We start from the raw sequence: 12,831 nt of genomic DNA on the forward strand, positions 1-12,831 counted from the left end.
AGGAAAAAAGATGATGGGGACACAGGCGCAATTACTGGTCGATGCGCAAAACTTCCTGGGCGAGGGCGTGCGCTGGTGCGAACGCAGCGGCCGCGTTTTCTGGACGAATATCGAAGGCTGCCAGCTGCATGCGCTGGTGCTGGCCACGGGCGAGCGCCAGAGCTGGGCCATGCCCGAGCGCCTGGCGTGCTTCGCGCTGACGGATAGCGACGAGGTGCTGTTGCTGGGACTGGCCTCCGGACTGGCCTGGTTTGACGCGCGCAGCGGGGTCGTCACGCGCTTGCACATGGTGGAGGGCGACTTGCCCATGACGCGCCTGAACGATGGCCGCTGCGACCGCCAGGGACGCTTTGTCTTCGGCACGCTCGATGAACGTCCGTGCCGCGATGCCATCGGCAGCTTTTACCGCCTCAACCTGGACTTGACTCTGGAGCGCTTGCCGCTGCCGCAGATCGCCATCTCGAACAGCATCTGCTTCAGCGTCGACGGCACGGCCATGTATTTCTGCGACTCGATGAAGCGGGCGATCTACCGCTGGGACGATTACCTGGGGGGCGACGCCAGCCGGGTGCGCGTGTTTGCCGTGCTCGACCCTGGACCGGGCGCGGCCGACGGCGCCATTATCGATGCGGATGACTACCTGTGGAGCGCGCAGTGGGGCGCCGGCAGGGTCTTGCGCTTCGCGCCGGACGGCAGCGTCGAGCGCAAGATCAGCCTGCCCGTCTCGCAGCCCAGCTGCGTGAGCCTGGGCGGCCCGCACTACGACGAATTGTTCGTCACGACGGCGCAGGAGAACTTGACCCCGGCCCAGCTGGCGAGCGAACCGCTGGCTGGCGGATTGTTCCACGCGCGCCAGGTGGGCGTGCGCGGTTTGCCGGAAGTGCGCTTTGGCGCCCTGCCGGCCTGACAGGAGAAAGCATATGCAAAAACACACGGTTTTCAATGGCATCCTCGAACGGGGCATGGTCGGCATCGTGCGCGCCGATTCGGCGCAGGCGGCCGTGCAGATCGCCGAGGCGTGCATCGCCGGCGGCATCACGGCGCTGGAAGTGGCGTTCACCACGCCCGATACCCTGGGCGTGCTGCGGACCCTGCGCGAACGCCATGGCCATGACGTGCTGCTGGGCGCGGGCACGGTGCTCGATACGGAGACGGCGCGCGCCGCCATCCTGGCCGGCGCCCAGTTCATCATTTCGCCCAGCGTCAACGTGGAAACGATCGCGCTGTGCCAGCGCTACCAGGTGCTGTCCATGCCGGGCGCGATGACGCCGACGGAAATCGTCACGGCCCTGCAGGCCGGCGCCGACATCGTCAAGGTCTTCCCCGCCGAGATGTTCGGCCCCGCCTACATCAAGGCTCTGCGCGCGCCCTTGCCGCAAGCGCCATTGATGCCGACGGGCGGCGTGACGGTGGAGAACTTGCATGAATGGTTTGCCAGCGGCGCCGTGGCCGTGGGCATCGGCAGCAGCCTCAGTGGCCCTGGCGCGACGGGCGACTACGCGGCCGTGACGGCGCGCGCGCAGGCTTTCGTGGCGAAGATGGCGGCCGTGCGGACTTCTAGGTCTTCTGGATAGCTCCCTGCCCTGAATAATTCTGCTACGCTAGGCGGGCAATGTCGCACGCTTAACTACGACCAGAATATGCCCAACATCGCCCGCATCCTGCAAGACAGCCGCATCATCGCCATCGTCGGCATGTCCGACAAGCCCGAACGCGCCAGCCATGAAGTGGCCGACTACCTGCTGCGGCATGGCTACCGCGTGTTGCCCGTCAATCCGGCCCTGGCCGGGCGCGACGTGCTGGGCCAGCGCGCTTACGCCACCTTGACGCAGGCTGCCGCTGCGGTGGCACCGGCGCGCATCGACATCGTCGATTGCTTCCGCAAGTCCGAAGATATCCTGCCCATCGCCGAGGAAGCCATCGCCGTCAAGGCCGGCTGCCTGTGGCTGCAGCTCGACATCGTCAACGAGCCGGCGGCGCAACTGGCGCGGGCGGCGGGCCTCGACGTGGTGATGGATCACTGCACAAAAATCGAGCACCGCAAGCTGGCGGTGGCGGCATGAAGGCGCGCACGCAATTTCGCGCCGGCAAGGGCTTCGAGCTGAACGAGGAATTCGCCGGCAAGCGCTTGCTGGGCGCCGCCACCAAGGCGGCCAACAAGAAGCTGACGCCGGCCCAGTGCAAGGCCCTGGACCGCGAGGAAACCGTGGCCCTGACGGCGCAGATCGCCGAGTGCCAGAGCATGCTGTACGCGCAGCACAAAAAGAAGGTGCTGCTGGTCTTGCAGGGCATGGATACGTCGGGCAAGGATGGCACGGTCAAGGCCATCTTCAGCAACATCAACCCGATGGGCATCCGCGCCGTGGCGTTCAAGGGCCCCACCGATATCGAACTGGCGCACGACTACCTGTGGAGAGTGCACCAGCACGTGCCCGTGAAGGGCGAGATCGCCATCTTCAACCGCAGCCATTACGAAGATGTGCTGATCACGCGCGTGCAGGACATGATCGACAAGGCGGAATGCCAGCGCCGCTACGCGCAGATCCGCGATTTCGAGCGCATGCTGAGCGAGACGGGCACCGTCATCCTGAAAATCTTCCTGCACATCTCGAAGGACGAGCAACGGGGACGGCTGCAGGAGCGGCTCGACGATCCCGACCGCCAGTGGAAGTTCGACCCCAACGATATCGCCCAGCGCAAGAAGTGGGATGGCTATCAGCGCGCCTATGAAACGGCGATCCGCGAGACCGATGCCGACCACGCGCCATGGTACGTGGTGCCATCGAACTCCAAGACGCAGCGCAACCTGGTGGTCGCTTCCCTGCTGCTGGAAACCCTGCAGGGCATGAAGCTGGAATACCCGGCGCCGGACCCGAAACTGTCGTCTTTCAAGGTCGAGTAGAGCTCAGGCCAATTCAGCGCCGCGCCTGCGGAATCGGCTGCGCTGTGGCATAGTATCCCTCGTCGATAATTCAAACCAGACCGGAGATCCATATGCTGCAGTTGAAAGATCCTACCTTGTTGCGTCACCAGGCTTACGTGAATGGAGCCTGGGCGGATGCCGATGGTGGCCAGACGATCAATGTGAACAATCCCGCCACCGGCGAGCATATCGGCACGGTGCCCCTGATGGGCGCAGCCGAGACGCGCCGCGCCATCGAAGCGGCCAATGCCGCCTGGCCCGCCTGGCGCAAGAAGACGGCCAAGGAGCGCGCGGCCGTGCTGCGCCGCTGGCATGACCTGATCCTGGAAAACGCCGACGACCTGGCGCTGATCATGACCACCGAGCAGGGCAAGCCGCTGCCGGAAGCGAAGGGCGAAGTGCAGTTCGGCGCCTCGTTCATCGAGTGGTTTGCGGAAGAAGGCAAGCGCGTCGCGGGCGAGACCCTGCAATCGCCGTGGCCTGACCGCCGCCTGGTCGTCACCAAGGAGCCGATCGGCGTGTGCGCCGCCATCACGCCATGGAACTTCCCCGCCGCCATGATCACGCGCAAGGTCGGCCCGGCCCTGGCCGCCGGCTGTCCGATGGTCCTGAAGCCGGCGGAAGCAACGCCGTTTTCCGCGCTGGCGCTGGCCGTGCTGGCCGAGCGCGCGGGCGTGCCTGCCGGCGTGTTCAGCATCGTTACGGGCGCGCCGAAAGACATCGGCGGCGAAATGACGTCGAACCCCATCGTGCGCAAGCTGACGTTTACGGGTTCAACCCAGGTGGGACGTTTGCTGGCCGAGCAGTGCGCGCCGACGATCAAGAAACTGTCGCTGGAACTGGGCGGCAATGCGCCGTTCATCGTCTTCGACGACGCCGACCTGGACGCGGCAGTGGAAGGCGCCATCGCCTCGAAATACCGCAATGCGGGCCAGACCTGCGTGTGCGCCAACCGTCTGTACGTGCAGGACAGCGTGTATGACGCGTTTGCCGACAAGCTGGTGGCCGCCGTAGCCAAGCTGAAAGTGGGTAATGGCATCGAAGCGGGCGTCACGCAAGGCCCGCTGATCGACGCCAAGGCCGTCGCCAAGGTGGAAGAACACGTGGCCGACGCGCTGGGCAAGGGCGGGCGCCTGCTGGCCGGCGGCAAGCGCCATGCGCTGGGCAATGGCTTCTTCGAGCCGACCATCATCGCCGACGTGACAAACGACATGCGCGTGGCCACCGAAGAAACCTTCGGCCCGCTGGCACCCCTGTTCCGCTTCAAGACGGACGATGAAGTGATCGGGCTGGCCAACAACACGGAATTCGGCCTGGCCGCCTACTTCTATTCGCGCGACATCGGCCGCATCTGGCGTGTGGCCGAAGGCCTGGAAACGGGCATGGTGGGCGTCAACACGGGCCTGATCTCGAACGAGATCGCCCCCTTCGGCGGCGTCAAGCAATCGGGCCTGGGCCGTGAAGGGTCGACCTACGGTATCGAAGATTACCTGGTCATCAAATACATCTGCATGGGCGGGATCTAGGATTCTTGATTAAATCTACTGCGCGGCGCGCTTTCCGGCCTGCGATGCTCGCTGTACTAAAGTACAGCTGCGCTTCTTAGCCAGAAATCGTTGCCGCTCGCTACGATTTTCTCAAGCATCCGTTACGTCTGTTATCGACGGCTGTTGCGAGCCGATGCTAACCGGTCCAGCATGCCCTTGACCGCTTCCATCTGCGTGCCGCTCTTGCGGTAGAAATCCGGGTCGATCGGATTGATGCTGGTGTAGCCCCAGAAATCCCAGCAGCCTTTCGGGTTGTATGGGTAGACGGGGCTCGGTTCAGCCTGCGGGTACAGCACGATGATCTTGTTGGCGTCCGCCACCTGGTTGTAGCCGGTGCTCGTATAGAAACGGTCGCCGATCGCCTGCGTCGTTTGCAGGCAGCCGTGGAACACCACGTGCACGCGGCAGCTCTCGCTGTCGCAGGCTTTCGGGATGTAGGCGTAGCCCGTATTGTTCATGCTCGAGTACGCGTTCTGGATGAAGCTGCGCTGATTGAAGGCGATCAGCTTGCCCGTCAGGCTGGTCGCCGACGGTTGCAGGTCCGGGTACAGGTGCTGCAGGATGTCGCGCGCCTGCGTGTAGTCACAATCGTTGATGAAGGGCGATTCCGTCACGGCGCAAGGCTTGTCGGTGTTGCTGTCGGTCAGAATGGCGTGGCCCGCACCTAGCGTGTCGACGAAGCGGATTTGCGCCGCCGGCGTGCCCGCCAGTTGATAGAATTTCCCTACCTGTTCCACCACCGGCCGTGTCACGGTCTGGTCTTTCGTTCCGCTGAACAGATACACGCGCTGGCGTTTCAGGTTGGCCGTGTCGTCGATGAGACGGGCGCGCGCAAAATCGTTCGCCGCGCGCAGCAATTCGCTGGCGACGGGTGGCGCCACCTGGGCGCTGCCGGGATTCATGCAGGTGGTCAGGGCATTCGTCAGGTAGGGGATGTAGGGGAAGCGGCCCGGCTGGCCCGAACAGAAATACGGGCCGCCTGCGATGATGCCGGCGCCGGCGACGGTGGCCGAGTAGGCGACGGCAAACTGCGCCGCCATGAAGCCGCCCGAGGACAGGCCGGACACGGTGGTCTGGCTCAGGTCAGCCTGGTAGCCGGGCAGGGCGGGGGCGTCCTTGGTCGCGGCGGGCTTGACGGCTTTGGCGGCTTTGACTGCCGTGGCGGCGTGCGTGCATGCTGGCGCCAGGATGAGCAGGCTGGCGGCCAGCACGGCGGTGGTTAGTGTGGTCAGGTGCGCGGTCAGGTGCGGGAAGGGCATGGCGGCTCCAGAAGGCAAGGAAAGGGACAGGAAGGCCGAGCATAGGTAAAAAAACTGTGCGCTGGGCAAGTACTGCACCGTCGTTGATGTCGCTCAAGTAATTGTCGTTGTTGTGCGTCTTGTACGCACGCGCGGCGTTTGACATAGAATGGTTTTTTTCCGTTCAACCATGGTGCCCTTCATGTCCAAGACCCTTGCCCAGCTGTTTGCACTGACCACCCTTGCCGCCGGCGCCAGCCTGGCCATGCCGGCCCATGCCGCCGACACCGCGCCAGCTGCCGCCGCGCCAGCGGCTTGCCCCGCCATTCTGAAACAGACCTTCAACCGCCTGCAGGACGAGGCGCCGCAAAACCTGTGCCAGTACGCAGGCAAGGTCGTGCTGGTGGTGAACACGGCCAGTTATTGCGGTTTTACCAATCAATATGAAGGGCTCGAAGCGCTGTACGCGAAGTACGGCAGCAAGGGCCTGGTGGTGCTGGGCTTCCCGTCGAACGATTTCGGCAAGCAGGAGCCCGGCAACAGCAAGGAAATCGCCGATTTCTGCTACAACACCTATGGCGTGAAGTTCCCCATGTTTTCGAAGTCCGTCGTCTCCGGCCCCGCGCCGAACCCGCTGTACGTGGACCTGATCAAGCAGACGGGCAAGACCCCGGCCTGGAATTTCCATAAATACCTGATCGACCGCCACGGCAAAGTGGTGGAAAGCTTCCCCAGCAAGGTGACGCCGGACGACAAGAAACTCGTTGGCGCGGTGGAAAAAGCGCTGGCGCTGTAAGTTACCAACACACAAGCAGGCTTGATCGCCTGCTTTTTTTTAATGCCGCGCTTGTCGTCTTGCCATCATTGTCCTAAGCTGGTTGTTCACGTTTGTCTCAACAAAGGAGAACATCATGGCGTATGTCGATGGATTTGTGGTGCCCGTACCGAAAGCCAAGCTCGATGCCTACCTGGCCATGTCGCGCAGTTGCGGCGCCGTCTGGCGAGAGTACGGCGCGCTGGAATTTCGCGAATGCGTGGGCGACGATGTCAAGCCGGGCAAGCTGACCTCGTTCCCGCAGGCGGTGGATTTGCAGGATGGCGAAGTGGTGGTGTTTTCCTGGATCGTGTATGCGTCGCGCGCCAAGCGCGATGAAATCAACGACAAGGTCATGAAAGACCCGCGCCTGGCCGAGATGATGGACCCGGAAAAATTGCCGTTTGATGGCAAGCGCATGATCTACGGCGGCTATGAAATGCAGGTGGATATCAAATAACCAGCTTTGCGGGAACCGCCCCGCGCAGCGCATTGCACACAACAATGGCTTCGGCCCGTGCCAGCATGGCGCGCGTGATGATGGTTTCCTGCGCATCCCAGGCGGGATCGGCCAGTATGGCGGCGCGCTGCACGCCGGGCAGCAGGCCGCAGGACAGGGGCGGTGTGTGCCAGCGGCCGTCCAGCTGGACGAAGACATTGCTGCGCCCGCCCTCGGTCAGTTCGCCCCGTTCGTTAAAGAACAGCATGTCGAAACCGCCTTGCGCTTCGGCCGCGCGCCAGGCGGCGTCATAACGCGCACGCACGCTGCTCTTGTGGCGCAGGAAGAGGTCGCCGGCAGTCGTTGTATCGGGCGCCAGCATGACGTTGACCGTCTCCGGCAAGGCGCTGAGCGCGCCGCTGTGCGTCGTCAACCGGCCATCCTGGCGCAGCGCCAGGCGCAGGCGGAAAGGGACATCGTCGGTCCGCGCCGCGCAGGCCGCGTGCAGCGCGGAGCGGGCAGCGTTTGCATCCCAGGCAAAATTAAAATAGGCGCAGGAGGCGGCCAGGCGCGCCAGGTGGCGTTCCTGCTGGCGGCAACCGTCGGCACGGCTGGCATGCAGGGTCTCGAACAGTTCGAAGTCGTTCGTGAGGCCGGTGAGGAAGCGGGCCTTGAGCTGGCATTCCGCAAATTCCTCGTGCGGGTCGCTGTCGAGGACGATGCCGGCGCCCACGCCCATCTCGCCGCGCCGGATGCCGTCAGGGCTCGCCGGTTGCAAGGCCAGGGTACGGATCGGCACGGACAGGCAAAAGTCGCCCACGGCGTGGGCGGCGCCGGCGGCTGGCGGATCGAACCAGCCGATGGCGCCCGTGTAGATGCCGCGCGCGGCAGGTTCCAGTTCGGCGATGATTTCCATGGTGCGGCGTTTTGGCGCGCCCGTGATCGAGCCGCATGGATACAGGGCCTGGAAGATGTCGGCCAGGCTGGCGTCGGCGCGCAGGCGCGCCTGCACGGTGGAGGTCATTTGCAGCACGCTGCTGTAGCGCGTCACTTCGAACAGGGCCGGCACCTTGACGGAACCCGTGACGGCGATGCGGCCGATGTCGTTGCGCAGCAGGTCGACGATCATCAGGTTTTCCGCGCGGTTCTTCGGATCATGGGCCAGGGCGCTGGCGCGGCGCGCGTTTTCTGCCGCCTGTTCGGCAGGGGCGGCCGGCGCCGTGCCTTTCATGGGGCGCGCCATCAACTCGCCCTGCGCATGGCGCACGAACAGCTCCGGCGACAGCGACAGCAGGGCGCCGCCATCGGGCAGCATCACCAGCGCGCCGTAGGGCACGGGCTGGCGCGCGCGCAGCCGTGCATACAGGGCCAGGGGCGAGCCGAAGGCATCGAAGCGCAAGCGATACGTGTAGTTGACCTGATAGGTGTCGCCGGCCACGATGTAGTCGTGGATGCGGTGCAGCGCGCGCGTGAATTCGGCTTGATCCACGTTCGCGTGGATATCGGCCACGCCGGCCGGCGCGGCGTCCGCGCCGACGCGAGAGTCCAGCCACTGCGCCACCTCGTCCTGCGACAGCTGGGTGCAATGGTCAAAGACGAGCACTTGCGCCAGCGGCGGCGCGTTGATGCCTGCCGCGCGCGGCGGCATGGCCAGCAAATGCGCGCCCAGCTCGTAGCTGCACACGCTGACGGCGTACTGGCCGCGTTGTAAAGCCTCTTGCAGCCCTGTGAGCAGGTCCGGCCACCGTTGCCCCTCGCTGCACTGCAAGACTGCCGCCAGGCCCGTGTACAGGCGCGAACCGGCGCCCGGGGTACTGGCGTCGTCGAGCAGGGCGAAACAGTCGGTGTGCATGGGACAGCCGCGGCGGTGACTTACCCCAGCAGCATGGCGATTTGCAGCGCCGCTTCCTGGGATGGATTGATCTTGAAGCCGCTCTTGGCGTAGCGGTGCCAGCGTCCGATGACGAAGCCGACGATCAGGGTGGCGCGTGCCGCCACTTCGCTTTCCTTGCCATGGCCTTCGGCGGCGGCCACGCGCAAGGCCTGCTTGAGCGCCAGTTCCACGCGGTCGTAGAACTGGTTCATGCGCACTTGCAGGCGCTCGTCCTCATTGACCAGCGCATCGCCGATCAATACGCGCGTCATGCCCGGATTGCTGATGGCGAAATTGAGCAGCATGCCGATGATGTCGCGCGTCTGCGTCATGCCGTCGCTGTGCTTTTCCGCGATCTGGTTGATCAGGCCGAAGACGCTCGACTCGATGAATTCGATCAGCCCTTCGAACATTTGCGCCTTGCTGGCGAAATGGCGGTACAGGGCCGCTTCCGACACGGTCAGTCTGGCCGCCAGTGCGGCGGTGGTGATCTTTTCGCCTTTCGGCTGCTCCAGCATTGCGGCGAGGGCCTGAAGAATTTGTAGCCTGCGTTGGCCCGGCGGTGTGCTTGCCATATTTTCTCTTGTCGTTAAAAAAAATGCTGCCTTGATGGGGATATCCGTCACCGCCGCTAGCGGTGCGGCTTCCGGCGTCAACCGTAAGCCCAGGAGTCCCCTTCAACGCAGACGGTGAAGGCGGCGTGCCAAATGCCGGACAGATTTTACTTTGACATCGACGTAAGCGGGGCGATTTAACGCCTTGGGCAGCTTCGCTACGCCGATCGGATCGGCCATTTTCAGGTATTGCGTGACCCAGGCCGTGCGCAGGCCCAGTTTTTTCGCACCCTTCAGGTTGGCCAGGGTGTCTTCCACCAGAATGCAGCGGCCAGGGCGGATGTGGTGCTTGCGCATCAGTTTGCGCAGCATCAGGGTCGATGGCTTGGGCCGCAGCTGGCGGTGCACATGCATCGCTTCGATGGCGATGTGGTGTGAAAAATGCTGGCGCAAGCCCAGGTGGCGCATCACGTCGCTCGAATAGCGCAGCGGCGCGTTGGTGAGTAAAATTTTACGGCCAGGCAGGCGTTTGAGTAAAGCCCCCAGCCCCCGCTCGGCGCGTATCATCGCGCGCAAATCGTCGAACGCATGCGTCTCGTGCAAAAAATGCGCGGCCTGCACCTGGTGATGCTTGACCATGCCCAGCAAGGTGGCGCCATAGCGGCGCCAGTAGGCCGCGCGCGCCGCATTGACGATGGCGTCATCGGCCGGCGTGACGCCATCGCCCAGTACGCGGGCAATATACGTGTTCATATTGGCCGTGATGGTGGGGAAGATGGCGTGCGATGCATTGTGCAGCGTGTTGTCGAGGTCAAACAGCCAGACCGGCGACGAGCGGTTAAGATGGGGCACAGGCACAGGAGTCTTTAGGCAAGAGGATAAGCAGGATGAAAAAATCAACAATCAGGAAAACCATGCGACGCCAGATTATAGTGATGTTTTGCGGATTATTCTTGCTGCCGTTGCCGGCGGCCTTTGCCGAAGCGCCGCCCGTGGCGCAAAACCGCGGCGCCCTGTTCAAGGTGCAGGACGCCAGCCACACCCTGTATCTGTTCGGTACCATCCACGTCGGCGCGCCCGATTTTTATCCGCTCGAGCCGACCGTGACGCGGGCATTGGAAGGCGCTGGCGCGCTGGCGCTGGAGATCGATCCGGGCGCCGATCCGCGCAAGGCCATCAGCGCCGTGCTGAAATACGGCATGGAGGCGCCGGGCAGCAAAGTGCCGCCTGACTGCCGCCAGACGCTGGCGCCGCGTCTGGCGCCGCTGTTGCAAAAATACGGCATTCCATCCGAATCGGTGGCGCCGATGAAGCCGTGGATGCTGGCCAGCATGCTGGCCATCGGCGAATTTTCCACCCTGGGCTACCGCTCCGATCTGGCCGTCGACAATTATCTGTCGCAGCAAGCCAAGGCGCGCAAGATCCCCGTGCTGGAACTCGAATCGATGGAAGGCCAGATGGCGCTGTTCGGCGCGATGACACCGCTGGATCAATGCCGCTTCCTGGAAGACGGCGTGGCGTCGATCGAGGATCAGGAACAAAGCCAGGAAGCGCGCGAGATCGCCAACGCATGGCGCACGGCCGACGCGGTCGCCTTCGACAAGCTGGCGGCCAAGGCGGCAACAGACCCCTCGTTCGCCGCGCAGTTCGTGCAAAAGGTGTTGTTAGATGGCCGCAACCCGGCCCTGGCCGACGGCATCGCCAACTTGCTGGCGCGCGAAAAGTCCAGCCTGGCCGCCATCGGCGTATTGCACCTGGTCGGCGAAAAGAGCGTGCCGGATTTGCTGCGTAAACGCGGATTGAAGGTCGAACGGGTGTATTAGCGATAGCGCTGGCTCAGCCGCGCAAAACACGCGGCAGAGTAGATGAAAAGTGTTCAGGGCAAGGCGCCGAGCCGAAGACAGTACGCATGTACGGCGAGGCGAGGCAACGCAGCCATGGACATTTTTCAGATACGGGGATAAGTCGATGGTGCCCTTGACGTGGATCGAACACGTGGCCTCTCCCTTACCAAGGGAGTGCTCTACCACTGAGCTACAAGGGCATAAAAAATCGGCGCTGGGTGAATTGCGCCGAATTATTTTTAGTGCGAACGGATCATAGTACCAAAAGCCTGCTCGGTCAACACTTCCAGCAATAATGAGTGTTCGATGCGGCCATCGATGATGTGCACCGTGTTCACGCCGGACTTGGCGGCGTCGAGCGCGGACGAGATCTTCGGCAGCATGCCGCCCGAGATCGTGCCATCGGCGAACATCTCGTCGATTTCGCGCGCCGACAGGTCGGTCACCAGGTTGCCCTGCTTGTCCTGGACGCCGGCGATGTTGGTCATCATGATCAGCTTTTCCGCTTTCAGGATTTCCGCGATCTTGCCCGCCACGACATCGGCGTTGATGTTGTAGGCCTGGCCATCCTGGCCGAAACCGATCGGCGAAATGATGGGAATGAAGGCGTCGTCCTGCAGCGCCTTGACGACGGCCGGGTTGATCGCGTCGATCTCGCCCACAAAACCGATATCGAGGAATTCGCCCGGATGTTCGCGGTCCGGCATCTGCATCTTGCGCGCGCGGATCAAGCCGCCATCCTTGCCCGTCAGGCCTACGGCCTGGCCGCCGTAATGGTTGATCAGCATGACGATATCCTGCTGCACTTCGCCGCCCAGCACCCACTCCACCACTTCCATGGTTTCTTCATCGGTGATGCGCATGCCTTGCACGAAAGTGCCTTGCTTGCCGATTTTTTTCAGCGCGTTGTCGATCTGCGGTCCGCCGCCGTGCACCACGACCGGGTTCATGCCGACCAGCTTGAGCAGGATGACGTCGCGCGCGAAGCCGTGCTTCAGGCGTTCGTCCGTCATGGCGTTGCCACCGTACTTGATGACGATGGTCTTGCCGTGGAAATTGCGGATGTAGGGGAGGGCCTCGGCCAGAATCTGCGCCTTGATTTGCGGCGACACCGCCGTCAAGTCGTCATTCATGTCCAGGTTCAAGTTAGCTAGTTGATTCATGGCGAGTCCGGAAAATAGATTTGTGCGATTTTACAGGGAAGAAGAAAATCCTGGAGGCATTATAGGGCGATCTTGTTGTATTTTCCCTGATGATCCTATAGTCTGGCCCGATATGTCCCCCAGCCAGCCCTTTTACTGCCCGTTACATCTGCGTCGCCTCCCGGCGCAGCATGACACACACTTGCCAATTCACACACAGCCATGAGCCAGTGCAGCCTGTGCGGCGCCACTTTCCAGTGTGGCCAGCTTGACCCGGACGCCAAGGAGCCCTGCTGGTGCATCTCCCTGCCGCCGGCCGTTCCCGTGCCCGGCAGCGCCGCCATCGGCTGCTGGTGCCCCGCCTGCCTGCAAGCCCATATCGCCAGCTTGACGCGCCCGGCAGCAACGCCGGCCAAATAAGCGCATCGGCACGCTTTTTCCTTTGCAAAAGACCTTG

Annotated in this window: 14 protein-coding genes and 1 tRNA gene; 9 read left to right on the forward strand and 6 right to left on the reverse strand. The window is 63.3% G+C overall.

The features are described from left to right. Positions 1-10 precede the first annotated feature (10 nt). The 5 genes from FG13_RS19425 to gabD all read left to right on the forward strand — a co-directional run bounded on the left by FG13_RS19425 (position 11) and on the right by gabD (position 4,449). Positions 11-907 (forward strand): SMP-30/gluconolactonase/LRE family protein, encoded by an 897-nt coding sequence (locus tag FG13_RS19425; RefSeq protein ID WP_442905208.1) that lies wholly within the window; start codon positions 11-13, stop codon positions 905-907. A 13-nt stretch (positions 908-920) separates the two neighbouring features. Beyond that, the gene (locus tag FG13_RS19430) at positions 921-1,574 is read left to right on the forward strand and encodes a bifunctional 2-keto-4-hydroxyglutarate aldolase/2-keto-3-deoxy-6-phosphogluconate aldolase (RefSeq protein WP_035823510.1); all 654 of its coding nucleotides are present in this window, start codon (positions 921-923) and stop codon (positions 1,572-1,574) included. Between the two features lie 66 nt (positions 1,575-1,640). After that, positions 1,641-2,063, forward strand: a complete 423-nt coding sequence (locus FG13_RS19435; RefSeq protein WP_035823512.1) for a CoA-binding protein — start codon at positions 1,641-1,643, stop codon at positions 2,061-2,063. Further along, complete coding sequence (locus FG13_RS19440) at positions 2,060-2,902, forward strand: PPK2 family polyphosphate kinase (protein ID WP_035823514.1); 843 nt, start codon at positions 2,060-2,062, stop codon at positions 2,900-2,902. Before FG13_RS19435 ends, FG13_RS19440 begins: the two co-directional genes overlap by 4 nt. Positions 2,903-2,994: 92 nt before the next feature. Next, entirely contained in the window at positions 2,995-4,449 is a 1,455-nt protein-coding gene (gene gabD, locus FG13_RS19445) for an NADP-dependent succinate-semialdehyde dehydrogenase (RefSeq protein ID WP_035823516.1), read from the forward strand. A gap of 131 nt (positions 4,450-4,580) precedes the next feature. On the opposite strand, the gene FG13_RS19450 is transcribed toward gabD, so the two are convergent. Continuing rightward, positions 4,581-5,729, reverse strand: a complete 1,149-nt coding sequence (locus tag FG13_RS19450; RefSeq protein WP_035823518.1) for an extracellular catalytic domain type 2 short-chain-length polyhydroxyalkanoate depolymerase — start codon at positions 5,727-5,729, stop codon at positions 4,581-4,583. Positions 5,730-5,910: 181 nt separating this feature from the next. Between FG13_RS19450 and FG13_RS19455 the strand changes: the two genes are divergently transcribed. Beyond that, on the forward strand, positions 5,911-6,504 hold the full coding sequence (locus FG13_RS19455) for a glutathione peroxidase (protein WP_035828486.1): 594 nt from the start codon (positions 5,911-5,913) through the stop codon (positions 6,502-6,504). A 115-nt stretch (positions 6,505-6,619) separates the two neighbouring features. After that, positions 6,620-6,982, forward strand: a complete 363-nt coding sequence (locus FG13_RS19460; protein WP_035823520.1) for a DUF1428 domain-containing protein — start codon at positions 6,620-6,622, stop codon at positions 6,980-6,982. Here the strand turns inward: FG13_RS19460 and pabB are convergent. The 3 genes from pabB to FG13_RS19475 all read right to left on the reverse strand — a co-directional run bounded on the left by pabB (position 6,975) and on the right by FG13_RS19475 (position 10,246). Further along, on the reverse strand, positions 6,975-8,813 hold the full coding sequence (gene pabB, locus FG13_RS19465) for an aminodeoxychorismate synthase component I (protein WP_035823522.1): 1,839 nt from the start codon (positions 8,811-8,813) through the stop codon (positions 6,975-6,977). The genes FG13_RS19460 and pabB overlap by 8 nt on opposite strands. 20 nt (positions 8,814-8,833) lie before the next feature. Further along, positions 8,834-9,409, reverse strand: coding sequence for a nucleoid occlusion factor SlmA (gene slmA, locus FG13_RS19470; protein ID WP_035823524.1), 576 nt, complete (start codon positions 9,407-9,409; stop codon positions 8,834-8,836). A 102-nt stretch (positions 9,410-9,511) separates the two neighbouring features. Further along, a complete protein-coding gene (locus FG13_RS19475; protein ID WP_035823526.1) occupies positions 9,512-10,246 on the reverse strand; it encodes a pyrimidine 5'-nucleotidase in 735 nt (244 codons plus the stop codon). Positions 10,247-10,341: 95 nt separating this feature from the next. Between FG13_RS19475 and FG13_RS19480 the strand changes: the two genes are divergently transcribed. Beyond that, a complete protein-coding gene (locus FG13_RS19480; RefSeq protein WP_235211774.1) occupies positions 10,342-11,211 on the forward strand; it encodes a TraB/GumN family protein in 870 nt (289 codons plus the stop codon). 146 nt (positions 11,212-11,357) lie between these two features. On the opposite strand, the gene FG13_RS19485 is transcribed toward FG13_RS19480, so the two are convergent. Together FG13_RS19485 and argB are read right to left on the reverse strand one after the other, a co-directional pair. Then, positions 11,358-11,432 (reverse strand) — tRNA-Thr (locus tag FG13_RS19485). 39 nt (positions 11,433-11,471) lie between these two features. Continuing rightward, positions 11,472-12,365 (reverse strand): acetylglutamate kinase, encoded by an 894-nt coding sequence (argB, locus tag FG13_RS19490; RefSeq protein ID WP_010393729.1) that lies wholly within the window; start codon positions 12,363-12,365, stop codon positions 11,472-11,474. A 231-nt stretch (positions 12,366-12,596) separates the two neighbouring features. Here argB and FG13_RS19495 point away from each other — a divergent pair, with 231 nt between their 5' ends. Further along, a complete protein-coding gene (locus FG13_RS19495; protein ID WP_035823529.1) occupies positions 12,597-12,794 on the forward strand; it encodes a cysteine-rich CWC family protein in 198 nt (65 codons plus the stop codon). The last annotated feature ends 37 nt before the right edge of the window (positions 12,795-12,831 follow it).

The organism is Janthinobacterium sp. RA13, assembly GCF_000745325.1.
In the GTDB taxonomy this organism is placed as follows: domain Bacteria; phylum Pseudomonadota; class Gammaproteobacteria; order Burkholderiales; family Burkholderiaceae_D; genus Janthinobacterium; species Janthinobacterium rivuli.

What these genes read in the sequence shown, in the direction of transcription:
- pabB (WP_035823522.1), bottom strand. Translation starts at nt 8,813, where the DNA reads ATGCACACCGACTGTTTCGCCCTGCTCGACGACGCCAGTACCCCGGGC.
- FG13_RS19460 (WP_035823520.1), top strand. Translation starts at nt 6,620, where the DNA reads ATGGCGTATGTCGATGGATTTGTGGTGCCCGTACCGAAAGCCAAGCTC.
- FG13_RS19455 (WP_035828486.1), top strand. Translation starts at nt 5,911, where the DNA reads ATGTCCAAGACCCTTGCCCAGCTGTTTGCACTGACCACCCTTGCCGCC.
- FG13_RS19495 (WP_035823529.1), top strand. Translation starts at nt 12,597, where the DNA reads ATGAGCCAGTGCAGCCTGTGCGGCGCCACTTTCCAGTGTGGCCAGCTT.
- FG13_RS19425 (WP_442905208.1), top strand. Translation starts at nt 11, where the DNA reads ATGATGGGGACACAGGCGCAATTACTGGTCGATGCGCAAAACTTCCTG.
- FG13_RS19435 (WP_035823512.1), top strand. Translation starts at nt 1,641, where the DNA reads ATGCCCAACATCGCCCGCATCCTGCAAGACAGCCGCATCATCGCCATC.
- argB (WP_010393729.1), bottom strand. Translation starts at nt 12,365, where the DNA reads ATGAATGACGACTTGACGGCGGTGTCGCCGCAAATCAAGGCGCAGATT.
- FG13_RS19440 (WP_035823514.1), top strand. Translation starts at nt 2,060, where the DNA reads ATGAAGGCGCGCACGCAATTTCGCGCCGGCAAGGGCTTCGAGCTGAAC.
- FG13_RS19430 (WP_035823510.1), top strand. Translation starts at nt 921, where the DNA reads ATGCAAAAACACACGGTTTTCAATGGCATCCTCGAACGGGGCATGGTC.
- slmA (WP_035823524.1), bottom strand. Translation starts at nt 9,409, where the DNA reads ATGGCAAGCACACCGCCGGGCCAACGCAGGCTACAAATTCTTCAGGCC.
- gabD (WP_035823516.1), top strand. Translation starts at nt 2,995, where the DNA reads ATGCTGCAGTTGAAAGATCCTACCTTGTTGCGTCACCAGGCTTACGTG.
- FG13_RS19450 (WP_035823518.1), bottom strand. Translation starts at nt 5,729, where the DNA reads ATGCCCTTCCCGCACCTGACCGCGCACCTGACCACACTAACCACCGCC.